Source organism: Pseudomonas sp. LH21, assembly GCF_036549575.1.
Taxonomy (GTDB): Bacteria; Pseudomonadota; Gammaproteobacteria; order Pseudomonadales; family Pseudomonadaceae; genus Aquipseudomonas; species Aquipseudomonas peradeniyensis.
The window spans coordinates 1,044,051-1,068,840 of the sequence record NZ_CP144367.1 but is presented as its reverse complement, the minus strand read 5'-3'; the positions used below and the strand labels follow the sequence as shown (position 1 = coordinate 1,068,840).

Sequence of the window (24,790 nt, the reverse complement as noted above, 5' to 3'; positions counted from 1 at the left end):
GACCACCCCAGGTTATTTGTCGAAAGGTTTCACAAAGGTGATTTTAGGCTCTTTGACCGGACCTTCGACGCGATAGTGCACACTGGCGAAGCGCGCCACCCGGTCACCGATCAGGCGATCGACCAGGAACAACGCGCCGCCGATCGCCGGCGCGCCGACGATCAGCGCGGCCAGCGGCAGGTTGTTGGTCACCGGCAGCGTCACCAGCAGCTTGGCATCGACCCGGTCACGGACGAAGTCCATGGTGCCGTCGAGCTCGAAGTTGCTCGACGGACCGGTGACGGTGATCGGCTCACGGGTCACGTAGACCCCTTCGCTGGCCACCAGCAGGCCCTTGACCCGGTCGTAGGCCAGGCCCTTGCTGAACAGGTCGGAGAAGTCCAGGCGCAGGCGCCGGCCGATGGAGTTGAAGTTGAGCAGCCCGAACACCCGCAAGGCCTGGGCGCTGCCCTCGACCTCGACGAACTGGCCGCTGCGCAAGGCCGCGTCGAGGCTGCCGGAATAGCGATTGAGGCTGACCCAGGCCGGCGAGCCCGGCCAGCGGCCGTCCACGTCCATGCGGAAGTCGCGGCTGGTGACCGTGGGCGCAAAGCCCCAGGCCTTGAGCACATCACCCAGGTTCTTGCCGTCCAGGCGGCCCTTGTACCAGCTCGAACTGCTGCCCGGCTCGCCTTCCCAGCCACCGCTGCCATCAATGTGCAGCCCCTTGAGGTCCAGGTCGACATCGCTCATGGCCATGCCTTTGGCGGTCTGGCGCAGCTTCAGGTTGACACTGCCGAACAGGTCGTCGCCGCGATACAGCTTGTCGATGGTCAGGTCCAGCGGCGGCACCTTGCGCGGGTCGACCCCGGCCAATGGGTCCGGCGCGTTCTCGTCCTGGGCTTCATTCGGGTCGGCCGGCGGCAGGCGCAGGCTCTGCAGCCGGACGGTCATGGGCGTGGCCTTGGCATCGGGAATACGGGCATTGCCGATGACTTCCCTGCTGTCCAGGCGCAGGTCCCAGGCCGGGCCGCCGCGCATCAGGCGGATCACCGCCTGGTTGAGGTCCATGCCGAAGGCCTTGAGCTGGCCGATGCTCAGGTCCACGCTCTGCAGGTTCTGCCGGGCGCTGCCGCCCGGATCCTTGCCGGCCAGGCGCTCCATCTGTTGCTGCCAGGGGGCCAGGTCCAGGGTCTCAAGCCGGCCACGCACACGCAGGCCCTGGCCGCTGGGGAGGCTGGCTTCGCCCGTGCCCAGCAGCAGCTCGCCACGTCCCTGGGCCAGCTTGTCGGTGGGCGCAGCGTAGGCGAAGCGGGCAAGGTCGGCGTAGCTGGCATCGATGCGCCGCTCGGGGCCTTGCAGGGTCAGGCCGAAGCGACTGTCGCGTATTTCCCCGGCGGCCTTGCCAAACGGCGCTGGCAAGTCGATGGCCAGCCCCTTGAGCGAGGAGTTGACGCTCAACCGGTTGTCGCGACTGCCGAGTGTCACCTGCAACTGATAGGGCAGCTCACCCGAGGCGGGCAGCGGCTGCTGGTACTGCAACCAGTCGGTCAGGGCCTTGAGGCCGACCTGGCCATTGGCGTTGATGCGGGTCTGGATCTGCCCACCCTGCCCTTCGGCGGTGATCTGCGCGGTCACCGGCTTGCCAAAGGCGTGCAGGCTGATGTCCTTGCCACTCAGGCCCTTGTCGAAATCGAAGGCGAAGTCGCCTTTGAGCTGGGTCAGTTCCAGGCTCGGCGGCGCCACTTTCAGGGTCGCGTCGTGGGTCGCGAAGTCCACCAGCACCTTGGGCCGTTGCCCATGGGCCAGGGGGATATCGAGCTTGACCTTGCCTTTGAGCGGGCCTTCACCCTCCCAGCCAGCAAAGATCTCGCCCGTGCCGATGGGCGCTTCCTTGAGGATCTTCAGGCCATCGCCGAGGCTGCCGTCGAAGTCGCCATCGAGGAACAGGTGGCTGTGCTGGTCGCCCTCGACATGGGGAATGTCGACGCTGACATCGCTGACCTGGGTGTCCAGCAGCAGACCTTTGCGGGCCTGGATGCGCACGCCGGTGTCCTCGATGTAGACATTGCCGTCGACCTGCTGCACCTGCGGCCAGCCCGGCTGGAAATCCAGCGCGGCGTCGTGGACCTTGAAGAACAGGCTGATATCGCGGGCATGGGGCGGCGCGTTGTGATGCAGCGAGCCCTGGTACTGGAAGTAACCCTCGTCGACATTGCCCTTGACGATGGCGCTGCGCAGCCATTCGTCCAGGGCCGGGCTGAGCACCTCGGGCAGGTACTTGGCGGTGTAGCGACCGTCGCCCTCGGTGAGGCCGACGCGCAGGTCCATGTAGTCTTCATGGCCCGGTTGCAGGTGGATGCGAATCAGGAAGTCCGCGGCGATCTTGCCCTCGTCGCCCAGCACCTTGATGTAGGGAGCCACCAGGGTGAAGGCTTCCTTGTCCAGGGTCCAGGTCAGCCGTGCGTTGGCCTTCGGGTAATGCCAGGGTTTGCCGAAGATCGGGTACAGATGCAGCATGAAGGCCTGGGTATCCAGGCGCAGTTCGCCGTGCCCGAGGTCACCGCTGATGGCGCCGCTGACGTTGCCGGCGGCCGGCGCGCCGTGATAGGCGTCAAAGCCGACTTTCTCCAGGTTGGCGGCGAACTGCAGGCGCTGGTCGCCCTCGGCCTTGGGGCGGATGTCCAGGCGCACGTTGCGCAGCGCGCCGGTCACCTTGAGCGCGTCGACCACCGTCATCAGTTTGTCCGGCAACGGCGCCAGGGCGTCGATCACCGGAGTGAGCGGGGTCAGGTCGAGGCGGTCGGCCTGCACCTGCCAGCTTTCCTCGGCCGGGCTCTGACCAGGACGCTGCGCCAGTTGCAGGTGAGACTCCCAGCGGGTCTTGCCCAGGCTCATGGCCAGGGAGTCGACAACGACGTCGAAGCCCTGGTCCTGGCGCTGGAACCAGGCCGACAGGGCCAGGTTGTCCAGGGTGATGGCCTTGCGCCCGGTGTAGGCGCCCTTGAGCTGCGGGGCGTTGAGACGAACCATCGCCTGCTGCAACTGCCCCTTGCTCCAGTCGATCCAGAACTCGCCACCGGCACGCAGGGTGTCGGCCTGCCACTGGCCCAGCAGCTGCGGCGGCAGCCAGCGCGCCCAATCGCTTTGCGGCAGGCTCAGGTAGGCCTGCACGCGACCGTCGCGCCAGGCCTTGGCGGTGGCGCGGCTGTTCAGGCTCAGGGCCAAGGGCTGGCCATCGGGCAGCGTCGCGCGCAGGTCGACGCTCTGGCGCGACGCCCCGGCCTGCAATCCCAGGCTGACATAGGTGAGGGTCAGGGGATCGCGTTGCCAGGGATGCAGGGTGACCTGGCTGTCGAACACATCGATCCGCCCCAGTTGGCGCAGGCGCTTGAGCGCATCGGCCGGATCGAGCGGCGAATCATCCTTCTGCGGCAGGCCTTCGAGGGTCCAGGTTCCCTGCTCGCTCTCGCGCAGGATCAGTTGCAGCCCGCTGAGCTGGATGCGCGCCAGGCGCACTTCACGGGCCTTGAGGCTGGCCCACAGGTCGGGTACCAGCTTGACGTCGTCCAGGCGCAGGGCCGCCGTGCCTTCGCCCAACTGCAGGTCGCGCACGCGCAACACCGGCGCCAGGCCACTCCAGCGCCCCTCCAGGGCACCGACGTGCACGGGCATGCCCAAGGCCTGTTCGGCCTTGAGTTCGGCGTCGGCACGGTATTCTGCAACCAGGGGCACCAGTTGCCGACCGAGGCTGACATACAGCGCCACCAGCACCGCCAGCAGGGCGCAGATTCCCAGCCCCCAGCGGGTCAAGGCGCCCAGAACGCGGGTCAGACGTTCCATGGCCATGGCCCTCCAAGTCGTCCCTTAACTATGGCCGGTGAATAGCGCTTTGCCAGCCCGTCCATGGGGCGACCGCCATTAGCGAAGGTCAGAGCAGCACCACATCGTATTGTTCCTGGGAATACATGGACTCCACCTGGAAGCGGATGGTTCGCCCGATGAACGTCTCCAGTTCGGCGACGTTGCCCGATTCTTCATCGAGCAGGCGGTCAACCACCTTCTGGTTGGCCAGCACCCGATAGCCCTCGGCCTGGTAGGCACGGGCCTCGCGCAGGATCTCGCGGAAAATTTCGTAACAGATCGTCTCGGGAGTCTTCAGCTTGCCGCGCCCCTGGCACGCCGCGCAGGGCTCGCACAGCACCTGCTCAAGGCTTTCGCGGGTGCGCTTGCGGGTCATCTGCACCAGGCCCAGCTCGGTGATGCCGATGATGTTGGTCTTGGCATGATCACGTTCGAGCTGCTTCTCCAGGGTTCGCAGGACCTGGCGCTGGTGCTCCTCGTCTTCCATGTCGATGAAGTCGATGATGATGATCCCGCCGATGTTGCGCAGGCGCAGTTGCCGGGCAATGGCGGTGGCGGCCTCGAGATTGGTCTTGAAGATGGTTTCTTCGAGGTTGCGATGGCCGACGAACGCCCCGGTGTTGACGTCGATAGTGGTCATCGCCTCGGCCGGGTCGACCACCAGGTAGCCGCCGGACTTGAGCGGCACCTTGCGCTCGAGGGCGCGCTGGATCTCGTCTTCCACGCCATACAGGTCGAAGATCGGCCGCTCACCGGGGTAATGCTCCAGGCGATCGGCGATCTCCGGCATCAGCTCGGCGACGAACTGCGTGGTCTTCTGGAAGGTTTCCCGCGAGTCGATGCGGATCTTCTCGATCTTGGGGTTGACCAGGTCACGCAGGGTGCGCAAGGCCAGGCCAAGATCCTCGTAGATGACCACGGGCGCACCGCAGGTCTTGATCTGCGAGCCGATCTGCTCCCACAGGCGGCGCAGGTAACGAATGTCCTGGAGGATGTCCTCGGCGCGGGCGCCCTCGGCGGCGGTGCGCAGGATGAATCCGCCGGCGTCCTTCATGTCTTCCTGGGCCATGCAGTCGGTGACCACCTGCTTGAGGCGCTCGCGCTCGGCTTCTTCCTCGATCTTCAGGGAAATGCCGACATGGCTGCTGCGCGGCATGTACACCAGGTAGCGCGACGGAATCGACAGCTGGGTGGTCAGGCGCGCGCCCTTGCTGCCGATGGGGTCCTTGGTGACCTGCACCACCAGCGCCTGGCCTTCGTGCACCAGCGCGGTGATGTTTTCCACCGCCGAGCCTTCGCGCTGGGAGATCTCCGAGGCATGAATGAACGCCGCCCGCTCCAGGCCGATGTCGACGAACGCCGCCTGCATGCCCGGCAGGACCCGTACCACCTTGCCTTTGTAGATGTTGCCAACGATGCCTCGGCGCTGGGTGCGCTCCACGTGCACTTCCTGCAGGACGCCGTTCTCCACCACCGCCACGCGTGACTCCATTGGGGTGATGTTGATCAGGATCTCTTCACTCATGGCAGGCTCTCGTCAAAGGTCTCGGGTAATCATGGATCGCTGCGGGATGGCTGGCTAGCGCGGTGTCATATCCTCTTGCTGCTGCCAACAGGGGATGGCGAACTGCTCGAGCAGCTCGGCGGTCTCGCTCAGGGGCAGGCCGACCACGGCCGAGTAGCTGCCCTCGATAGCGCTGACGAACACCGCACCCAGGCCCTGGATGGCATAGCCGCCGGCCTTGTCGACCGGTTCGCCGCTGTCCCAGTAGCGCAGTGCTTCCTCGAAGGAGATGGTGCGAAAACGCACGGTGGTGCTGACGCAGCGGCTGATGCTGCGCTGGCCGTCGGTCAGCGCCACGGCAGTGAGCACCTGGTGCTCGCGCTTGGACAGGTCGCCAAGCATGGCCAGCGCCTGCTCGCGGTTCTCCGGTTTGCCGAGGATCTGGCCATCGAGCACCACGGTGGTGTCGGCGCCCAGTACCACCCCGGCGCCGTCGGTGTGGGCGAAGCCCGCCACGGCCTTGGCCTGGGCCAGGCGCTCGACATAGGCCGCCGGGGCTTCGCCCGGCAGCGGGGTTTCATCAATGGGTGCGCTGACGACGGTGAACGGCACGCCGATCTGGGTCAGCAGTTCACGCCGGCGCGGCGAGCCGGAGGCCAGGTACAGCTGAGTCATATGGACATCTCCCTGTCAGTGGCGGCGGCTCGTCAGTGAATGTGCAGGCGAACGCGCAGGCCGCGCAGGGCGAAACTCACCCAGGGCCAGAGCAGGGCGCTGATCACCGCCGACCAGACCAGGGCCAGGGTCGGCAGGCGATTGCCGGTGAGCGCGCTGAGCCACAGCTGGATCAGCTGGGCGATGCCGAAGATCACCAGGATCACCAGGCTCTGCTGCCACATGGGGAACATGCGCAGGCGCTGCTGCAACGACAGCACCAGGAAGGTGATCAGGGTAAGGATCAGGGCATTCTGGCCGAGCAGGGTGCCGTACAGCACATCCTCGGCCAGGCCGAGCAGGAATGCCGTGGTCATGCCGACCTTGCCGGGCACGGCGAGGGTCCAGAAGGCCAGCAGCAGGGCCAGCCACATAGGCCGGAACACTTCCATGAACTGCGGCATGGGCGAGACGCTGAGCAACAGGCCGATGGCGAAGGTCAGCCAGATGGCCCAGCCGTTTCTGCTACGGGTGCTGGCCATTATTGTCTCCGGGGTTGGGCGGGCGTGGCGGCCGGTTGCGCCGGTGCCGGGCTGGGCGTCGTTGGCGCAGCCGCGGGAGCGTTGCCAGACGCGGGCTGCGCGGCATGGGCCGGCGCGGGCGTGGCTGCTGGCGGAGTATGGCCGGCGCCTTGGCGGTCGGCTTCTTCCTGGGCAATCGCCGCCTCGGTGGCGCGCTCTTCCGGAGTGCGCCGGTCGCTGAACACCAGCAGCATGTAGCGGCTGCGGTTGAGCGCGGCGGTCGGAATGGCACGGACGATGGCGAACGGCTGGCCGGAGTCGTGGATCACTTCATTGACCGTGGCCACCGGATAACCGGCCGGGAAGCGCTGGCCCATGCCGGAACTGACCAGCAGGTCGCCTTCCTTGATGTCGGCGGTGTCGGCCACATGGCGCAGTTCGAGGCGCTCCGGATTGCCGGTGCCGCTGGCGATGGCGCGCAGACCGTTGCGGTTGACCTGCACCGGAATACTGTGGGTAGTGTCGGTGAGCAGCAGCACCCGCGAGGTGTATGGCATCAGCTCGACCACCTGGCCCATCAGGCCACGGGCATCAAGCACCGGCTGGCCGAGAAACACGCCGTCGCGCTCGCCCTTGTTGATCAGGATGCGGTGAGTGAAGGGATTGGGGTCGACACCGATCAGCTCGGCGACCTCGACCTTCTCGTTGACCAGCGCCGAGGAGTTGAGCAACTCGCGCAGGCGCACGTTCTGCTCGGTCAGGGCCGCCAGCTTCTGCAGGCGCCCCTGCAACAGCAGGGCCTCGGTCTTGAGTTTCTCGTTCTCGGCGATCAGCTCGGTGCGGCTGCCGAACTGGCCGGCCACGCCCTGCCACATGCGCTGTGGCAGATCGGTGATCCAGTAGGATTCCATCAGCACCAGGCCCATCTGGCTGCGCACCGGCTTGAGCAGGTCGAAGCGCGAGTCGACCACCATCAGCGCGACCGACATCACCACCAGCACGAGCAGGCGAACGCCCAGCGAGGGGCCCTTGGAGAAAAGCGGTTTAATGGGCCGTTCCTCGTGGACGACTCAGAAGGTCATGGGACATGGGGCAATGCACCGGCCTGCTGCGGATTGACGGAAACGGCGCCCGGGCGGGCGCCAGCACAGCGCATACAGGTAGCACTGTGCGTGCCACCTGTAAACCTGAGGATGCTACTGCACAGCGATCACTCGCTGGAGAGCAGGTCCATGGCGTGCTTGTCCATCATCTCCAGCGCACGACCACCGCCGCGGGCGACGCAGGTCAGCGGGTCTTCGGCGACGATCACCGGCAGGCCGGTTTCCTGGGCCAGCAGCTTGTCGAGGTCGCGCAGCAGCGCGCCACCGCCGGTCAGCACCAGGCCACGCTCGGCGATGTCCGAGGCCAGCTCGGGCGGCGACTGCTCCAGGGCGCTCTTGACCGCCTGGACGATGGTCGCCAGGGATTCCTGCAGCGCTTCGAGCACTTCGTTGGAGTTCAGGGTGAAGGCACGCGGCACGCCTTCGGCCAGGTTGCGGCCACGGACGTCGACTTCGCGCACTTCGCCGCCCGGGTAGGCGGTACCGATTTCCTGCTTGATGCGCTCGGCGGTGGATTCGCCGATCAGGCTGCCGTAGTTGCGGCGCACGTAGGTGACGATGGCTTCGTCGAAGCGGTCGCCGCCGACGCGAACGGATTCGGCGTAGACCACGCCGTTGAGCGAGATCAGGGCGATTTCGGTGGTACCGCCACCGATGTCGACGACCATCGAGCCGCGGGCCTCTTCGACCGGCAGGCCGGCACCGATGGCGGCGGCCATTGGCTCTTCGATCAGGAACACTTCGCGGGCACCGGCGCCAAGGGCCGATTCACGGATGGCGCGGCGCTCGACCTGGGTCGACTTGCACGGCACGCAGATCAGCACGCGAGGGCTGGGCTGCAGGAAGCTGTTTTCGTGCACTTTGTTGATGAAGTACTGCAACATTTTTTCACAAACGCTGAAGTCGGCGATCACGCCGTCCTTCATCGGGCGAATGGCTGCAATGTTGCCAGGCGTACGGCCCAGCATGCGCTTGGCTTCGGTACCGACTGCGACGACGCTTTTCTGGTTGCCGTGGGTGCGGATGGCAACCACCGAGGGCTCATTCAGGACGATACCGCGCTCACGCACGTAAATAAGGGTGTTGGCAGTACCCAGGTCGATGGACAGATCGCTGGAAAACATGCCACGCAGTTTCTTGAACATGGGAAAGTGACCCTGGGGAAAGCGTGGGTAAAAAAGTGCGGCAAACTCTAACAATGGCAGGGATTTTGGGCAAGGAGCCAATATGTTAAATTGGCTGTTTTTCCGAGCATGCCTGCCGATGATCGCGGCCCTTTGACCGCCAGAATCCCAGCATGTTCCTCATTTGCGGACTCATTCCGTCTGTCGTTTTCCTGGAGATCCCCATGGCGCTTCAACGCTCCGACGTGGAAAAGATCGCCCATCTGGCCCGCCTGGGCCTGAATGAAGGCGAATTGCCACGCACCACCGATGCCTTGAACAGTATTCTCGGGCTGGTCGACCAGATGCAAGCCGTCGACACCTCCGGCGTGGAACCCCTCGCCCACCCGCTGGAGACCACCCAGCGCCTGCGTCCCGACCAGGTCACCGAAAGCAACCAGCGCGACCGCTACCAGGCCGTCGCTCCGTCGACCGAGAACGGTCTGTACCTGGTTCCGAAAGTCATCGATTAAGGGATAGCGCCTGCCATGCATCAACTCACTCTGGCCGAGATCGCCCGTGGCCTCGCCGACAAGTCGTTCTCCTCGGAAGAACTGACCGGCGCCCTGCTGTCGCGCATCAAGCAGCTCGACCCGCAGCTCAACAGCTTCATCACCATCACCGAAACCCAGGCCCTGGAGCAGGCGCGCGCCGCCGACGCCCGTCGCGCCGCCGGCGAGACCGGCGCGCTGCTGGGCGCGCCGATCGCCCACAAAGACCTGTTCTGCACCAACGGCGTGCGCACCAGCTGCGGCTCGAAGATGCTCGACAACTTCACCGCCCCGTACGACGCCACCGTGGTTGCCAAGCTGGCCGAGGCCGGCATGGTCACCCTGGGCAAGACCAACATGGACGAATTCGCCATGGGCTCGGCCAACGAGTCCAGCCACTACGGCGCGGTGAAGAACCCGTGGAACCTCGAGCACGTGCCGGGCGGCTCGTCCGGCGGCTCGGCCGCCGCCGTGGCCGCGCGCCTGCTGCCGGCCACCACTGGCACCGACACCGGCGGCTCGATCCGCCAGCCGGCGGCGCTGACCAACCTCACCGGCCTCAAGCCCACCTACGGCCGCGTGTCGCGCTGGGGCATGATCGCCTACGCCTCGAGCCTCGACCAGGGCGGCCCGCTGGCCCGCACCGCCGAGGACTGTGCCCTGCTGCTGCAAGGCATGGCCGGCTTCGACACCAAGGACTCGACCTCGGTCGACGAGCCGGTGCCGGACTTCAGCGCCAACCTGAACGCCTCGCTGCAAGGCCTGCGCATCGGCCTGCCGAAGGAATACTTCGGCGCCGGCCTCGACCCGCGCATCGCCGACCTGGTCCAGGCCAGCGTCAAGGAGCTGGAGAAGCTCGGCGCGGTGGTCAAGGAAATCAGCCTGCCGAACATGCAGCACGCCATTCCGGCGTACTACGTGATCGCCCCGGCGGAGGCCTCCTCCAACCTGTCGCGTTTCGACGGCGTGCGCTTCGGCTACCGTTGCGAGGATCCCAAGGACCTCACCGACCTGTACAAGCGTTCCCGTGGTGAAGGCTTCGGTGCCGAAGTGCAGCGCCGCATCATGGTCGGCACCTACGCCCTGTCGGCCGGCTACTACGACGCCTACTACGTCAAGGCGCAGCAGATCCGCCGACTGATCAAGAACGACTTCATGGCCGCCTTCGAGGAGGTCGACGTGATCATCGGCCCGACCACGCCGAACCCGGCCTGGAAGATCGGTGCCAAGGCCGGCGACCCGGTCGCCGAGTACCTTGAAGACCTCTACACCATCACCGCCAACCTGGCGGGCCTGCCTGGCCTGTCGATGCCGGCCGGCTTCGTCGACGGCCTGCCGGTGGGCGTGCAACTGCTGGCCCCGTACTTCCAGGAAGGCCGCCTGCTCAACATCGCGCACCGTTACCAGCAAGTCACCGACTGGCACACCCGCGCCCCCAACGGCTTCTGAGGAGTTCACACATGCAATGGGAAGTTGTGATCGGGCTGGAGATTCATACCCAGCTCGCCACCCAGTCGAAGATCTTCTCCGGCAGCGCCACCACCTTCGGCTCCGAGCCGAACACCCAGGCCAGCCTGGTCGACCTGGGCATGCCCGGCGTGCTGCCGGTGCTCAACCAGGAAGCCGTGCGCATGGCGTGCATGTTCGGCCTGGCGATCGATGCCGAGATCGGCCCGCGCAACGTGTTCGCGCGCAAGAACTACTTCTACCCCGACCTGCCCAAGGGCTATCAGATCAGCCAGATGGACCTGCCGATCGTCGGCAAGGGCCACCTGGACATCGCCCTGGAAGACGGCACCATCAAGCGCATCGGCGTGACCCGCGCGCACCTTGAAGAAGATGCCGGCAAGAGCCTGCACGAAGACTTCAACGGCGCCACCGGCATCGACCTGAACCGCGCCGGCACGCCGCTGCTGGAGATCGTCTCCGAGCCGGACATGCGCAGCGCCAAAGAGGCCGTGGCCTACGTCAAGGCCATCCACGCCCTGGTGCGCTACCTGGGCATCTGCGACGGCAACATGGCCGAAGGCTCGCTGCGTTGCGACTGCAACGTCTCGATCCGCCCGAAAGGCCAGACCGAGTTCGGCACCCGCTGCGAGATCAAGAACGTCAACTCGTTCCGCTTCATCGAGCGGGCGATCAACAGCGAGATCCAGCGCCAGATCGACCTGATCGAGGATGGCGGCAAGGTGGTGCAGGAAACCCGCCTGTACGACCCGAACAAGGACGAGACCCGCTCCATGCGCAGCAAGGAGGAAGCCAACGACTACCGTTACTTCCCCGACCCTGACCTGCTGCCGGTGGTCATCGAGCCGAGCTTCCTCGACAGCGTGCGCGCCGCCCTGCCGGAGCTGCCGCCGCAGAAGGTCGAGCGCTTCCAGAGCCAGTACGGCCTGTCGGCCTACGACGCCAACGTGCTGGCCTCCAGCCGCGAGCAGGCCGACTACTTCGAGCAGGTGGTGAAGATCGGCGGCGACGCCAAGCTGGCCGCCAACTGGGTCATGGTCGAGCTGGGCAGCCTGCTGAACAAGCTGGGTGTCGAGATCGACCAGTCGCCGGTCAGCGCCGAGCACCTCGGCGGCATGCTGCTGCGCATCCGCGACAACACCATCAGCGGCAAGATCGCCAAAACCGTGTTCGAGGCCATGGCCGCCGGTGAAGGCGATGCCGACGGCATCATCGAAAGCAAAGGTCTCAAGCAGGTCACCGACACCGGCGCAATCGACAAGATGCTCGACGAGATGCTCGCCGCCAACGCCGAACAGGTCGAACAGTACCGCGCCGCCGACGAGGCCAAGCGCGGCAAGATGTTCGGCTTCTTCGTCGGCCAGGCGATGAAGGCGTCGAAAGGCAAGGCCAACCCGGGGCAAGTGAACCAATTGCTCAAGGCCAAGCTCGAAGGGTGATCCCGATCGCGGGGCAAGCCCGCTCCCACAGGTCACGCTGTACCTGTAGGAGCGGCCTTGTGCCGCGAAAGGACCGCATAGCGGTCCCAGTGCCTGAATCGGAGCATTCGACTTGATCAAGCGTTCCCTCACCACCCTCACCCTCTTCTCCCTCCTGGCCGGCTGCGCCAGCCATGACATCGACCCTCGCGGCTACGACCAGACCGGCACCGCCTCCTACTACGGCGCCCGTCACCACGGCAAACGCACCGCCAGCGGCGAACCCTTCAACCAGCACGGCCTCACCGCCGCCCACCGCAGCCTGCCCTTCGGCAGCCGGGTGCTGGTCACCAACCTGTCCAACCAGCGCAGCGTCGTGGTGCGCATCAACGACCGCGGCCCGCATACCCGTGGCCGGCTGATCGACCTGTCACGCGCCGCCGCAGAAAAAATCGGCATGCTCCGTAGCGGAACCGCGCGAGTCCGGGTACAAGGTCTGAGCGATTGACCTGACTGGAGCCCTCGCCATTTTCGACCTGGCCACCCTCCCCGCCTTCAGCCTGCTGCAACTGGGCCTGGGCCTCGTGCTGCTGATCATCGGCGCCGAACTGCTGGTGCGTGCCGCCCTGCGCCTGGCCGGCCGCCTGCACGTGCGCCCGCTGATCATCGGCCTGAGCCTGGTGGCCTTCGGCAGTACCGCGCCACAGCTGACCGTGAGCCTGCAGGCCGCCTACCAGGGCGCGCCGGACGTGGCGCTGGGCAGTGTCGTTGGCAGCAACATCTTCAACGTGCTGGTGATCCTCGGTCTGGCGGCGTTGATCATTCCGCTGCGCGTGTCGCGTCAACTGGTGCGCCTGGACATCCCACTGATGATCCTGGCCAGCGCCCTGGTGTACCTGCTAGCGCTCAACGGCCAACTCGGTCGCCTGGAAGGCGGCCTGCTGCTGCTCGGCCTGCTGGGCTACCTGGCCATGCTCTGGCATCAGTCACGCCACTACGCCCGCACCTACCCCGCGCCGAGCACCGTACACGGCAGCCCGCTGCGCTTCTGGAGCAGGACAGTGCTGCAAGTTGTCGTGGGCCTGGGCCTCCTGAGCCTGGCCGGCCACCTGTTGCTCGAGGCAGTGATCGAGGTGGCCACCGACCTGGGCCTGTCCGAACGCATCATCGGCCTGACCGTGGTGGCTGTGTGCACTTCGTTGCCGGAGCTGGCCGCCGCGCTGATCGCGGCCCTGCGCGGCGAACGGGAGATCGCCGTGGGCACGGTGATCGGCAGCAACCTGTTCAACCTGCTGGCGGTGCTGGGGCTCACGGCGGTGATCACCCCCGAGCCGTTGTCGATCTCACCCAACGCCCTGGACTTCGACCTGCCGGTGATGCTCGGCGTCGCCGCCCTGTGCCTGCCGGTGTTCTATTCCGGCTACCGGGTCACCCGCGCCGAAGGCCTGGTGTTCCTGTGCCTGTACCTGGCCTACGGCCTGCATGTGGTGGCCTTCACCACCGGCATGCCGCTGGCCGGACGCCTTGAACGATTGATGCTGTTCTATGTGATGCCCGTGCTCGGGGTCGTGCTGCTGTACACCACGGCTCGTGCCTGGCGCCGCCAACACTAAGGAAAACAACATGGCTGACACGAAACAGACCGGCGAAAGCATTCGTCGCCAGGTGATGGGTGATGCCTTCGTCGATCGCGCCCTGGGCAATGCGACCGCGTTCACCCAACCGCTGCAGGACTTCGTCAACGAACATGCCTGGGGGAGTATCTGGGCCCGTGATGGGTTGCCGCTGAAGACCCGCAGCCTGATAACCCTGGCCACCCTGACCGCGCTCAAGTGCCCGCAGGAGCTCAAGGGGCACGTACGCGGGGCGCTTAACAACGGTTGCACCGTTGAGGAGATCCGCGAGGCGCTGCTGCATTGCGCGGTGTATGCCGGGGTGCCGGCGGCGATTGATGCGTTTCGGGCGGCGCAGGAAGTGATTGATAGCTATCAGGCGAGCTCTACGGACTAAGGGCGTGCACTGACTATGCAAACTGCTTTTCCCCCGTCATGACTGTCACCTATGTGAGTGAACTTCTGTGTAACCCGTAGGTGATCCATACCGCTTGGCGACCGGAAGATTAGCCACCCTGTCAGCTAGCGAAAGCTGCGCCAGCCCAGGCGCCGCCCGTGCCTTCGCGACTTCAGGAGGCCGAACGCAGGCCTTGCGGAGGGAGGTGACGGGCATGGATGCCCGTCAAGCGCTGGGGCCCAGGATGGGCCCTGCAGCGCGGTCCTCCCGGGAGCAAGGCCGGAGTGAGGGGACCCGGAGCGAAGCGGAGGGCCGGATGAATGGAGCGCAGCGTTTTTTGGTTACTTTTTGTCGCGTTTGACAAAAAGTGACTCGCCGGGGGGCGAAAGGGTGACTATGCGTCGACATCGTAAATGAATGCGCTTGCACCTGTAGAAACCCGCGCCGACCGATTTTGACTTTGACTTTGACTTTGACTTTGACTTTGACTTTGACTTTGACTTTGACTTTGACTTTGACTTTGACTTTCAGAGCGTGTGTTTTGAAAGTTATATGCGCATTCATTTGCGATGGCGACGTATAGTCACCTTTCCGCCCTTACGGCGGGTCCCTTTTTGAAGGATCAAAAAGGAACCAAAAAATCCTCGCTCCATTCATCCGGCCCCTACGCTTCGCTCCGGGGTCCCCTCGCTCCGTTCTTGCTCCCGGGAGGACCGCGCTGAACGCCCCATCCTGGGGCGCAGCGCTTGACGGGCATCCATGCCCGTCACCTCCCTTCGCAAGAACTCCGCTCGGCCTCCTGAAGTCGCAATTGGCGTCGCCTGAACTATCGCGCACTTAGAAGCAACAGCAAGATCAAGATCAAGATCAAGATCAAGATCACGATCACGAGATGCGAAGTTGGAGGTTAGATCATTGGCAATGTGTTAACTGCCTGCGATGGCAACCGAGAGATTGAAAACAAACTTGAAGGACCATAATACGCCATCCAAGCCTGCTCGGTTTCAGGACGCCATGAACATCCCGAAACCGAACTAGATAAAATCAGGCCTGCCGCGCTTTCTTGATCCGGAATGCCACCCACAACACAGCAATCCACGCCGGAATCAACATCACCGAAATACGAATCGGCGGCGTCAGGTACATCACCACCAGGATCAACACGATGAACGCCAGGCACAGGTAGTTGGTCAGCGGATGCCCCAGGCTCCGGTAGAACGGCTGGATACCCGCCGCCAGCTTGGCCTTGCGGAACTTCAGGTGGGTAATGCTGATGCTCGCCCAGTTGATCACCAGTGCCGACACCGCCAGAGCCATGAGCAGACCGAAGGCCTCGCCCGGCATCAGGTAGTTGATCACCACGCACAGACCAGTGGCGAAGGCCGACACGCCCAGCGCGGTGAGCGGCACGCCACGACGGCTGACCTTGAGCAGCTGGCGCGGCGCGTCACCCTGCGTGGCCAGGCCGAACAGCATGCGACTGTTGGCGTACACACAGCTGTTGTAGACCGACAGCGCGGCGGTCAGCACCACAACGTTGAGGATCGTCGCAACCAGGTCGCTGTCCAGCTCGTGGAAGATCATCACGAACGGACTGCCACCCTGCACCACCTTCTGCCACGGATACAGCGACAGCAGCACGGCCAGCGCGCCGATGTAGAAGATCAGGATGCGATAGACCACCTGGTTGGTGGCCTTCGGGATGCTCTCACGCGGGTTGGCCGCCTCGGCGGCGGTGATGCCCACCAGCTCCAGGCCACCAAAGGAGAACATGATCACCGCCAGGGCCATGATCAGCCCGGTGACACCATTGGGGAAGAAGCCACCGTACTGCCAAAGGTTGGCGACGCTGGCATCCGGCCCACCGTGGCCACTGGTCAGCAGCCAGGCGCCGAAGCCGATCATGCTGACGATCGCCACCACCTTGACCAGGGCGAACCAGAACTCCATTTCGCCGTACACCTTCACCTGGGTCAGGTTGATCGCGTTGATCACCACGAAGAAGATCGCCGCCGTGGCCCAGGTGGGGAAGTCCGGCCACCAGTACTGCACATAGATGCCCACCGCGGTGAGCTCGGCCATGCCGACCAGCACGTAGACCACCCAGTAGTTCCAGCCCGAGACGAAACCGGCGAACTCGCTCCAGTACTGGTGGGCGAAATGGCTGAAGCTGCCGGCGACCGGCTCCTCGACCACCATCTCGCCCAGCTGGCGCATGATCAGGAAGGCCATCAGGCCGGCGATGGCGTAGCCCAGCAACACCGACGGGCCGGCCAGCTGGATGGTCTGGGCGATGCCCAGGAACAGCCCGGTGCCGATGGCCCCGCCCAGCGCGATCAGCTGGATATGGCGATTCTTCAGCCCGCGCTGCAAGCGCTCGGGCGTGCTCTGGTCTTGCATGAAGTGTCCTTTAGGTGAGGCAGTGTTATTGGTTTTGCTTGCAACTGGACGAGTGTGGTGTTTTACAAATACGGCCAATAAGTCGCGAGCGATTTTTGTGCTCAGGCAAGGCGTCGCGACGAGTCGTAGCCCAGCTACGGCGAGGAGCGACAACGCCGCATGAGCGCAAAAAGCGCCGCGAATTATGGTCGTTATTTGTGAAACACCACACTAAATCCATCCACCCCATTGCAAGAAGAAAATCCCGATGTTCGTGGTGACGGCGGCCATCAGCGTGGTGATCACGATGATCGATGCCGCCAGCTCATGGTTACCGTTGGCCTCCCGCGCCATCACATAACTGGCCGCCGCGGTGGGGCTGCCGATGTAAAGGAACAGAATGCCAAGCTCCGCACCGCGAAAACCGCACAACCAGGCGCCAAGCGTTCCCAGCACCGGCAGCCAGACCATCTTCACCAGGCTGACGTCGATGGCCAACCGGCCACTGTCGCGCAGCGCCGCCAGTGACAGGGTGCCGCCGATGCAGATCAGCGCCAGCGGCAAGGTCATCTGCGCCAGGTAGTCCCCCGAGGTCAGCAGCCAGTTGGGCAGCGGCACCTGGCCATACGCCATGGGCGTGGCCACCAGCACGCTGATGATCAACGGGTTGCTGAGGATGCTCTTGCAGATGCTCCACGGGTCGGACTTCAGGTCCGGGCTGTACACCGCCAGGACCACCGCCGACAGCGAGTTGTACATGAGGATCACCAACCCGGCCAGCACCGCGCCGAGGGATATACCGTAGTCGCCATACAGGCTGGCCGCCAGTGCCAGGCCGATCACGCCGTTGTTGCCGCGAAACGCGCCCTGCGTGTAGACGCCCCGGTCCGCCCGCGGGCAGCGCCAGATCGCCAGGCCCCAGGCCAGGCCGAAACACGCCAGTGTCGCGACCACGAAGTAGAGGATCACCCCAGGCTTCACCGCCGACGCCAGATCGGCGTGGTAGATGCCGAGGAACAGCAGCGCTGGCATGCACACGTTGAACACCAGCTTCGAGGCGACCCGGTTGAAGTTGTCGTCGATCAAGCGGATGCGCTTGAGCAGCACGCCCATGAACAGCATGGCGAACACAGGGGCCGTGATGTTCAGTGTCTGGATGAGAAGGGCAAGCATGCAACGTGTTCCCGGGAAATACCGTCAGGGGCGCCATCATACGTGAGTGCCGGGGGAGTTGCGCCCGCCACAGCAGCCAGATACCCGCACAAAGAGGTCTTGACGTAGGAATTTTCCTGAATATAGTACGGATTACTGTATATGCATACAGTATAAAAATGGATTATCCGGACATTGCAAGGAGCAAATCATGTCAGGAATGCACACAATGCCTGCGGCCGCGAAGGCCCAGGCAACGCTGGTGGTCGCCGACCTCGAGCAACTGTTCGAGGAACAGGGCGTCGCCCTGCCCGGCAGCGACAGCCATCTGGTGCTGGTCATGCATGGCCATCACACCGTCAAGTACCACCGCCTTGCGCCGCCACCGGCGCGCGGCCCATCCGCACGGCGCGGACCGGAGCTGTTCTTCGAAGGCGGCGAACACACCGCCATCGGCGACAACACCCTGCTGCGCTTTGAAGCAGGTCAACCGGGTATCCCCGCCCACCAGTCGCCGCTGCCGTTGCCCAACGGCCTGAGCCTGACCTATGGCCAGGTGATTGCCCTGGGCGGCGACTTCTACGGCTTGCCCGAGCGCCCGATCGCCGATGGCGCCAACGACGCCGAGCGGATCGAACGCTTCACCCAGGCCTTCGACTCCCTGGCGCGCCTGCCGGCGGCCAAGGCGGAAGCCGAACAGATCCTTGCGGTCATGCAGGAAGAAATCGGCGCCGCCAACCAGGCCATCAAGGACGGCCGCCAGCCCCACGAGGCCTATGACGCGCTGGGTGACAGCCTGTCGGCGCGCTGGAACCGCATCACCGGTGGCGGCAGCTTCGCCTCCGACCTATTTCCCCTGGGCCGCTACCTGAAACTGGCCGCCAGCAACTGGGATCACTTCGGCCCCTGGGCGCTGGCGGCCTACCAGGCCGGCCACGCCGCCGCCCTGCAACAGGCGCTGAAAGCCCGCGCCAGCGGCGAGGAGCGCGACCTGCAACTGGCCTACGCGATGAACGCCTTCGCCGACCACTTCCTCACCGACCTGTTCTCCGCCGGCCACCTGCGGGTGCCGCGCAAGGCCCTGGCCGATACCGTCACGCCGAGTGACGTCGGCTCGCTGATCTCGCGCTTCATGCACGACGAGGACAGCAAGTACGGCCTGGCCGTGCGTAATGCCGAAGGCGAGCAATGGCGCGCCTACGGCGACAAGCGCTACTTCGACAGCGTCGATGTGGCCAACCGTCGCCAGGTGGGCCGCGCCGTGCAACGCTCGGCCGACGAGGTGTTCCAGGCCTTCGCCGAAGGTCGCGCGCCGGCGGCGAAGGACTTCGCGGCGCTGCGCCTGGCGCCCGACCTGCGGGCCGCCGAGCAGGACCTGGTGCCCGGCAACTTCGCCCCGCTGTACTTCCAGGACGGCAAGACCGTGCTGCGGCGCAAGGATGTCAACGACCTCAACGATCGCAACCGCATCGGCGACTGGTGGGGCTGGAGCACCTACCTGCTGCTCAAGGACTACAAGCCGAACAAGCCCACCGGCTTCATCGATGCCCCGGCTGCCTCGCCGGCGATCACCGGCTGGGAGCGCCGCGAGCCCGATGGCCTGAACTGGCAGCGGGGCAACGCGGTGCGCTACGCCTTCAGCATCACCGACCAGCTCAACGAGTCGTATATCGGCCCGTGGAGCGCCTATGTCGAGTTGACCGACCAGTTCCACCCGAGCGTGCAGGTGCCAGCGGACGGCAAGCAGCGCGGGCGCAATCTGTTCCGCCAGTTCCGCGGCGGTTCACCGGAACTGATCGCCAGCCTGGACGGCAAGACCACGCTCTATATCGATCGCAACGCGTGACAAGGAGGTTACCGATGACTATCAAGATCAAACTGGAACTGGCTTCGGGCCAGTCGATGGAAGGCATGCCGCTGGAGTTGCTGCGTGCTGGCAAGGTAATTGGCCGGGCGAAAGTGCCGGCAGGGGGACAGGTGGCGTTCGAGGCCCCATCGGGGGCTGGGCAGCTGGCGGTGCGGGTTGACCGCTCGGGGGTGAAAGCCTGATAGAAGGCGGGGGCCTCTCATCGGGCCATGCGCAATCCCTGTAGGAGCGGCCTTGCGCCGCGAAAGGGCCGCAAGGCGGCCCCGGCGGTTTCAGCGTTCCACCGAGATCGGGGCTGCTGCGCAGCCCTTTCGCGGCGCAAGGCCGCTCCTACAGGAATGTGCGTCAGCGCCGCACCGGGCGCTTCTGCAACTTGCGCTGCAGCGTGCGCCGGTGCATGCCCAGCGCCCGCGCCGTGGCGGAAATGTTGCCTTCGTGCTCGCTCAGTACCCGCTGGATATGCTCCCACTGCAGGCGATCCACCGACATCGGGTTTTCCGGCACCAGGGTGTCCAGGTCGGTGTGCTCCGAGAGCAGCGCCGCCAGCACATCGTCGGCGTCCGCCGGCTTGCACAGGTAGTTGCAGGCTCCGCGCTTGACCGCCTCGACCGCCGTGGCGATGCTCGAGTAGCCGGTCAGGATCACCACCCGCATCTCCGGGTCCAGCTCCAGCAGCTTGGGCAGCAGCACCAGGCCAGAGTCGCCTTCCATCTTCAGGTCCAGCGTGGCGTAGTCCGGCAGGTCCTGCTCGGCCAGCTTCAGGCCTTCCTCGGCGGAACCCGCAGTGCTCACGCGGAACCCGCGACGGGCCATGGCTCGGGCCATCACCCGGGTAAAGGTGGCGTCGTCATCCACCAGCAGCAGGTGCGGCAGTTCTTCGCCTTCGACCTGGTTTTCTTCGCTCATCTTGCATCTCCTCGCTTGCCATGGGGCAGGCGCAATTCGGTCAGGGTGCCACCCTGCTCATGACTATAGAGTTTCACCGAACCGCCCGCACGCGTCACGCTGGCCTTGCTCAAGAACAGGCCCAGGCCGAAGCCTTTGCCCTTGGTGGTAATGAAGGGTTTGCCGATCGCCTCGGCGATGGCCGGCGGCACGCCGGGGCCATGGTCGCGGATGCTGATGACGATGTCCTGGGCGTCCCAGTCCAGGCGCACCTCCAGGTCGTCCGGGCAGGCATCGGCGGCGTTGTTCAACAGGTTCAGCAGCGCCTGGGTCAGGTCCGGCGGCGGTGTCAGCCGCGGCACCACGCCATCGCGCAGGCGCTGGAAGCGATAGCTGGCCTCCGGACGCATCAGGTGCCAGCGGTTGAGCGCCTCGTCCAGCCAGGCGGTGACATCCTGCTCGACGATCGCCAGGCGCCGGTTGGCCTCGGCGGCGCGCACCAGTTGCTGCAAGGTTTCCTTGCACAGTTTGACCTGGTCCTGAAGGATCTGCAGGTCTTCCTGCAACAGGGGGTCGGCATGATCCTGACGCATCTCGTTGAGCAGCACGCTCATGGTCGCCAGCGGCGTGCCCAGCTCATGGGCGGCGCCAGCGGCCTGGGTGGCCACGGCCAGCAGTTGCTCGTCGCGCAGGCTCTCCTCGCGCCGCTCGGCACGCAGGTTCTCCTGCCGACGCAGCTCCTCGGCCATGCGCGCGGCGAAGAAGGTGATCACCCCGGCAGCCAGGGCAATGCTCAGCCACATGCCGTAGACCTGCATGGTGTCACGCGCCAGCGGCAGCGTTTCCAACGGGTAGTACTGCACCAGCAGCAAGCTGTAGGCCACCAGGGCGATGCCCGAGAGCACCAGCGAGTAGATCCATGGCAGCGTCACTGCGGCGATCGCCAGCGGCACCAGGTAATAAGAGACGAAGGGGTTGGTCGAACCGCCCGAGTAATAAAGCAGGGCGCTGTGGATCAGCAGATCGCAGGCCAGCTGCAGGGCGTATTCGAGCTCGGTGACCGGCAGCGACAAGCGCAGGCGCAGGGCGGTGAACGCGCACAGCAGCGACGACAGCGCCAGCGTCACCGCCAGCGAGAACCACGGCAACGGCAGCAGCTCGGTCCAGTAGGCCACGCCCACGGAGCCGGCCTGGGCCGCCAGCACGAGAATGCGGATGAAGGTCAGGCGCCAGAGGTTCTGGCGTGTAGCGGACAACGGTTGTGCGACGGCGAGCATGAGCTCTCCCAATGAGTGCTCCAGGAAAATCGGCTGGAGTATACCGAAGCCGGGCGCCTCGCTGCAGCGATGCGGCAAAGCGCCACAGTTTGTCACAGACTCATGATGGCATTTTTGAACCCACTACACTGTTGCCGGTCTGATCGGCCATGCGTGGAACGGATGTCCTCATCCACGCCTTACCTTGCCAAGGAGCTCCACATGCACATTTCCCGTCGCGGCGCCGCCGCCGTTGCCCTGTCCTGCGGCATGCTCGCCAGCCTGCCGGCCCTGGCGGCCGATGAGCCTCGCTACAACCAGGTGTCGCTGCGCGCCGAAGTCAGCAAGGAAGTGGCGCGCGACCTGATGGTCGTGACGCTGTACAGCGAAGCCCAGAACAGCGACCCGGGCAAGCTCGCCAAGGAGATCACCGAGACCATGAACAAGGCCGTGCAGCAGGCCCGCCAGGTCAAGGATGTGAAGATCAGCCAGGGCAGCCGCAACAGCTACCCGATCTACGACACCAAGGGCCAGAAGATCACCGGCTGGCGCGAGCGCGCCGAGCTGCGCCTGGAAGGCGCCGACTTCCCGGCCCTGTCCAAGCTCACCGGCGAGCTGCTGCAGGATCTGAAAATGGGCGGCATGGACTTCTCCATCGCCCCGGCCACGCGCAAGTCCAATGAGGACGAGCTGCTCAAGGACGCCGTCGCCGCCTTCAAGGCCCGCGCCCAGCTGGCCACCGAGGCCCTCGGCGGCAAAGGCTACAAGGTGGTCAGCCTGAACCTCAACAGCAGCGGCTACCCACGTCCGTACCTGCGTAGCGCACCGATGGCGATGATGGCCAAGGGCGCCGCCGACGAGGCCGCACCGGCACCGGATATCGAGGCGGGCACCAGCGAAGTCAGCATGAGTGCCGATGGCCTGATCGAAGTCCAGGTCCCCTGAACCCTCCAACTGGATGTCCGAGTCGCGTAAAGCGTCTCGGACAGCAGTTTCAGACCTTTCCTACGCACCAAACGGGTGCGTCTGCTTGTCACATAAAGGGCGAAATATCTTGTAATTTTCGCCCTTTTCTCCCGCGCAAACGATCAACATTCGCCAAAGTTATATGGATGCGACATCCATGTACGTCCGTACCACTATTTTGGCGCCAACCATCCCGCTGAGTGTTGCATTGGGAACACCCCCTGCATAAGTATCCGCAGGTCGGCTCACGAGGCCGCCTCAATTCGAAAAATGACAACAATGAGGCCACCATGCTCAAACACGCAGTCATTCCGTTCCTGGTTGGCGCAGGCTTGCTAGCCGGCGCACCGTTCGCCCACGCCGCGACCAATCTGGTGTTCTGCTCCGAAGGCAGCCCGGCCGGTTTCGACCCTGGCCAGTACACCACCGGGACCGACTTTGACGCCTCCGCCGAAACCATGTTCAACCGCCTGACCCAGTTCGAGCGCGGCGGTACCAAGGTCATTCCGGGCCTGGCTACCCAATGGGAGGTTTCCGATGACGGCAAGACCTACACCTTCCACCTGCGCGAAGGCGTGAAGTTCCATACCACCGAGTACTTCAAGCCAACCCGTGCGTTCAACGCCGATGACGTGCTGTTCACCTTCAACCGCATGCTCGACAAGGACCACCCCTTCCGCAAGGCCTACCCCACCGAATTCCCGTACTTCACCGACATGGGCATGGACAAGAACATCGCCAAGCTCGAGAAGGTCGACGAGCACACCGTGAAGTTCACCCTCAACGACGTCGACGCCGCGTTCATCCAGAACCTGGCCATGAGCTTCGCCTCGATCCAGTCCGCCGAGTACGCCGATCAGTTGCTCAAGCAGGGCAAGGCCGCCGATATCAACCAGAAGCCGATCGGCACCGGCCCGTTCGTGTTCAGCAAGTACCAGAAGGACGCGCAGATCCGCTACAAGGGCAACAAGGACTACTGGAAGCCCGAAGACGTCAAGATCGACAACCTGATCTTCGCCATCAGCACCGACGCCTCGGTGCGCATGCAGAAGCTCAAGAAGAACGAATGCCAGGTCACCCTGTTCCCGCGCCCGGCCGACATCAAGCCGCTGCAGGAAGACAAGAAGCTGCAGATGCCTGAACAGGCCGGCTTCAACCTCGGCTACATCGCCTACAACGTGATGGACAAGGTCAAGGGCAGCAACGACGCCAACCCGCTGTCGCAACTCAAGGTGCGCGAAGCGCTGGACATGGCCGTCAACAAGCAGCAGATCATCGAGTCGGTGTACCAGGGCGCCGGCCAGCTGGCGGTCAACGCCATGCCGCCGACCCAGTGGTCCTACGACACCACGATCAAGGACGCCAAGTACGATCCTGAGAAAGCCAAGCAGCTGCTCAAGGAGGCCGGCGTCAAGGAAGGCACCGAGATCACCCTGTGGGCCATGCCCGTGCAGCGCCCGTACAACCCCAACGCCAAGCTGATGGCCGAAATGCTCCAGTCCGACTGGGCCAAGGTCGGCATCAAGGCCAAGATCGTCAGCTACGAATGGGGCGAGTACATCAAGCGTTCCAAGGGCGGCGAGCAAGGTGCCATGCTGATCGGCTGGAGCGGCGACAACGGTGACCCGGACAACTGGCTCGGCACCCTGTACAGCTGCGACGCCATGAGCGGCAACAACTTCTCCAAGTGGTGCTTCAAGCCCTACGACGACCTGATCAAGCAGGCCAAGGCCACCCCCGACCAGGCCAAGCGCACCGAGCTGTACAAGCAGGCGCAACACATCCTCAAGGAGCAGGTGCCGATCACCCCGATCGCCCACTCCACCGTGTATCAGCCAATGAGCACGTCCGTGAAGGACTTCAAGATCAGCCCCTTCGGCCTGAACTCCTTCTACGGGGTCAGCGTGAGCAAGTAACGGCCGTGATCGTCCCGCCGGGCTTGCCGGCGGGACGATGACACGACCGGGCGATACGTAGGGCAATTCCCTCACGCTCGCCGGAACGCTCCCGCACCCAAATCAGTAGCGAACCCTGGCTCCCACATTCTGGCGCACCTATCGTCAGGACCGGGATGTTGCAGCCGCGTTTTGCCTGTCGCGGCCCGAAAAAGA

The 24,790-nt window shown here is 64.7% G+C and carries 20 protein-coding genes; 10 read left to right on the top strand and 10 right to left on the bottom strand.

From position 1 onward, the window contains the following. Nucleotides 1-12: 12 nt before the first annotated feature. The 6 genes from VUG52_RS05020 to mreB form a co-directional block, all read right to left on the bottom strand. On the bottom strand, nt 13-3,828 hold the full coding sequence (locus VUG52_RS05020) for a YhdP family protein (protein WP_050704084.1): 3,816 nt from the start codon (nt 3,826-3,828) through the stop codon (nt 13-15). Nucleotides 3,829-3,910: 82 nt separating this feature from the next. Then, nucleotides 3,911-5,368 (bottom strand): ribonuclease G, encoded by a 1,458-nt coding sequence (gene rng / locus VUG52_RS05015; protein WP_050704083.1) that lies wholly within the window; start codon nt 5,366-5,368, stop codon nt 3,911-3,913. Between the two features lie 54 nt (nt 5,369-5,422). Next, the gene (locus VUG52_RS05010) at nt 5,423-6,022 is read right to left on the bottom strand and encodes a Maf family protein (RefSeq protein ID WP_050704082.1); all 600 of its coding nucleotides are present in this window, start codon (nt 6,020-6,022) and stop codon (nt 5,423-5,425) included. A 32-nt stretch (nt 6,023-6,054) separates the two neighbouring features. Further along, the gene (mreD, locus tag VUG52_RS05005) at nt 6,055-6,543 is read right to left on the bottom strand and encodes a rod shape-determining protein MreD (protein WP_028689641.1); all 489 of its coding nucleotides are present in this window, start codon (nt 6,541-6,543) and stop codon (nt 6,055-6,057) included. Continuing rightward, nucleotides 6,543-7,571 carry a rod shape-determining protein MreC gene (mreC, locus tag VUG52_RS05000; protein WP_082337643.1) on the bottom strand — a complete coding sequence of 343 codons (1,029 nt, stop codon included), beginning with the start codon at nt 7,569-7,571 and terminating at the stop codon, nt 6,543-6,545. Before mreC ends, mreD begins: the two co-directional genes overlap by 1 nt. 161 nt (nt 7,572-7,732) lie before the next feature. Then, a complete protein-coding gene (gene mreB, locus VUG52_RS04995; RefSeq protein WP_003255163.1) occupies nt 7,733-8,770 on the bottom strand; it encodes a rod shape-determining protein MreB in 1,038 nt (345 codons plus the stop codon). Nucleotides 8,771-8,973: 203 nt separating this feature from the next. On the opposite strand from mreB, the gene gatC reads away from it, so the two are divergent. The 6 genes from gatC to VUG52_RS04965 all read left to right on the top strand — a co-directional run bounded on the left by gatC (nt 8,974) and on the right by VUG52_RS04965 (nt 14,174). Continuing rightward, a complete protein-coding gene (gatC, locus tag VUG52_RS04990) occupies nt 8,974-9,261 on the top strand; it encodes an Asp-tRNA(Asn)/Glu-tRNA(Gln) amidotransferase subunit GatC (RefSeq protein WP_050704081.1) in 288 nt (95 codons plus the stop codon). 15 nt (nt 9,262-9,276) lie between these two features. After that, nucleotides 9,277-10,728 carry an Asp-tRNA(Asn)/Glu-tRNA(Gln) amidotransferase subunit GatA gene (gatA, locus tag VUG52_RS04985; protein WP_050704080.1) on the top strand — a complete coding sequence of 484 codons (1,452 nt, stop codon included), beginning with the start codon at nt 9,277-9,279 and terminating at the stop codon, nt 10,726-10,728. An 11-nt stretch (nt 10,729-10,739) separates the two neighbouring features. Continuing rightward, nucleotides 10,740-12,185: an Asp-tRNA(Asn)/Glu-tRNA(Gln) amidotransferase subunit GatB gene (gene gatB, locus VUG52_RS04980; protein WP_050704079.1), complete on the top strand. Its 1,446-nt coding sequence runs from the start codon at nt 10,740-10,742 to the stop codon at nt 12,183-12,185. A gap of 112 nt (nt 12,186-12,297) precedes the next feature. Beyond that, nucleotides 12,298-12,672, top strand: coding sequence for a septal ring lytic transglycosylase RlpA family protein (locus VUG52_RS04975; RefSeq protein ID WP_052896239.1), 375 nt, complete (start codon nt 12,298-12,300; stop codon nt 12,670-12,672). A 61-nt stretch (nt 12,673-12,733) separates the two neighbouring features. Further along, on the top strand, nt 12,734-13,777 hold the full coding sequence (locus tag VUG52_RS04970; protein WP_050704078.1) for a calcium/sodium antiporter: 1,044 nt from the start codon (nt 12,734-12,736) through the stop codon (nt 13,775-13,777). Nucleotides 13,778-13,787: 10 nt separating this feature from the next. After that, entirely contained in the window at nt 13,788-14,174 is a 387-nt protein-coding gene (locus tag VUG52_RS04965) for a carboxymuconolactone decarboxylase family protein (protein ID WP_050704077.1), read from the top strand. A gap of 1,044 nt (nt 14,175-15,218) precedes the next feature. Here VUG52_RS04965 and VUG52_RS04960 read toward each other — a convergent pair. Beyond that, on the bottom strand, nt 15,219-16,574 hold the full coding sequence (locus tag VUG52_RS04960; RefSeq protein WP_028689633.1) for an amino acid permease: 1,356 nt from the start codon (nt 16,572-16,574) through the stop codon (nt 15,219-15,221). Nucleotides 16,575-16,784: 210 nt separating this feature from the next. Beyond that, nucleotides 16,785-17,726, bottom strand: a complete 942-nt coding sequence (locus VUG52_RS04955; protein WP_050704075.1) for an AEC family transporter — start codon at nt 17,724-17,726, stop codon at nt 16,785-16,787. A 190-nt stretch (nt 17,727-17,916) separates the two neighbouring features. On the opposite strand from VUG52_RS04955, the gene VUG52_RS04950 reads away from it, so the two are divergent. Both VUG52_RS04950 and VUG52_RS04945 read left to right on the top strand, forming a co-directional pair. Further along, nucleotides 17,917-19,551, top strand: a complete 1,635-nt coding sequence (locus VUG52_RS04950) for a hypothetical protein (RefSeq protein ID WP_050704074.1) — start codon at nt 17,917-17,919, stop codon at nt 19,549-19,551. Between the two features lie 14 nt (nt 19,552-19,565). Then, entirely contained in the window at nt 19,566-19,754 is a 189-nt protein-coding gene (locus VUG52_RS04945; protein ID WP_050704073.1) for a hypothetical protein, read from the top strand. 163 nt (nt 19,755-19,917) lie between these two features. Here VUG52_RS04945 and VUG52_RS04940 read toward each other — a convergent pair whose 3' ends face one another. Next, a complete protein-coding gene (locus tag VUG52_RS04940; RefSeq protein WP_028689629.1) occupies nt 19,918-20,478 on the bottom strand; it encodes a response regulator transcription factor in 561 nt (186 codons plus the stop codon). Next, a complete protein-coding gene (locus VUG52_RS04935) occupies nt 20,475-21,734 on the bottom strand; it encodes an ATP-binding protein (protein WP_050704072.1) in 1,260 nt (419 codons plus the stop codon). The genes VUG52_RS04940 and VUG52_RS04935 overlap by 4 nt, the downstream gene beginning before the upstream one ends. A 201-nt stretch (nt 21,735-21,935) precedes the next feature. Between VUG52_RS04935 and VUG52_RS04930 the strand changes: the two genes are divergently transcribed. After that, complete coding sequence (locus tag VUG52_RS04930) at nt 21,936-22,658, top strand: SIMPL domain-containing protein (protein ID WP_050704071.1); 723 nt, start codon at nt 21,936-21,938, stop codon at nt 22,656-22,658. Nucleotides 22,659-22,969: 311 nt separating this feature from the next. Next, entirely contained in the window at nt 22,970-24,595 is a 1,626-nt protein-coding gene (locus tag VUG52_RS04925) for an ABC transporter substrate-binding protein (protein WP_050704070.1), read from the top strand. Nucleotides 24,596-24,790: the final 195 nt, after the last annotated feature.

Bases quoted from the DNA above. Each gene is read 5' to 3' on its own strand.
- VUG52_RS05020 (WP_050704084.1), bottom strand. From the start codon at position 3,828: ATGGCCATGGAACGTCTGACCCGCGTTCTGGGCGCCTTGACCCGCTGG.
- rng (WP_050704083.1), bottom strand. From the start codon at position 5,368: ATGAGTGAAGAGATCCTGATCAACATCACCCCAATGGAGTCACGCGTG.
- VUG52_RS05010 (WP_050704082.1), bottom strand. From the start codon at position 6,022: ATGACTCAGCTGTACCTGGCCTCCGGCTCGCCGCGCCGGCGTGAACTG.
- mreD (WP_028689641.1), bottom strand. From the start codon at position 6,543: ATGGCCAGCACCCGTAGCAGAAACGGCTGGGCCATCTGGCTGACCTTC.
- mreB (WP_003255163.1), bottom strand. From the start codon at position 8,770: ATGTTCAAGAAACTGCGTGGCATGTTTTCCAGCGATCTGTCCATCGAC.
- gatC (WP_050704081.1), top strand. From the start codon at position 8,974: ATGGCGCTTCAACGCTCCGACGTGGAAAAGATCGCCCATCTGGCCCGC.
- gatA (WP_050704080.1), top strand. From the start codon at position 9,277: ATGCATCAACTCACTCTGGCCGAGATCGCCCGTGGCCTCGCCGACAAG.
- gatB (WP_050704079.1), top strand. From the start codon at position 10,740: ATGCAATGGGAAGTTGTGATCGGGCTGGAGATTCATACCCAGCTCGCC.
- VUG52_RS04965 (WP_050704077.1), top strand. From the start codon at position 13,788: ATGGCTGACACGAAACAGACCGGCGAAAGCATTCGTCGCCAGGTGATG.
- VUG52_RS04960 (WP_028689633.1), bottom strand. From the start codon at position 16,574: ATGCAAGACCAGAGCACGCCCGAGCGCTTGCAGCGCGGGCTGAAGAAT.
- VUG52_RS04955 (WP_050704075.1), bottom strand. From the start codon at position 17,726: ATGCTTGCCCTTCTCATCCAGACACTGAACATCACGGCCCCTGTGTTC.
- VUG52_RS04950 (WP_050704074.1), top strand. From the start codon at position 17,917: ATGTCAGGAATGCACACAATGCCTGCGGCCGCGAAGGCCCAGGCAACG.
- VUG52_RS04945 (WP_050704073.1), top strand. From the start codon at position 19,566: ATGACTATCAAGATCAAACTGGAACTGGCTTCGGGCCAGTCGATGGAA.
- VUG52_RS04940 (WP_028689629.1), bottom strand. From the start codon at position 20,478: ATGAGCGAAGAAAACCAGGTCGAAGGCGAAGAACTGCCGCACCTGCTG.
- VUG52_RS04935 (WP_050704072.1), bottom strand. From the start codon at position 21,734: ATGCTCGCCGTCGCACAACCGTTGTCCGCTACACGCCAGAACCTCTGG.
- VUG52_RS04930 (WP_050704071.1), top strand. From the start codon at position 21,936: ATGCACATTTCCCGTCGCGGCGCCGCCGCCGTTGCCCTGTCCTGCGGC.
- VUG52_RS04925 (WP_050704070.1), top strand. From the start codon at position 22,970: ATGCTCAAACACGCAGTCATTCCGTTCCTGGTTGGCGCAGGCTTGCTA.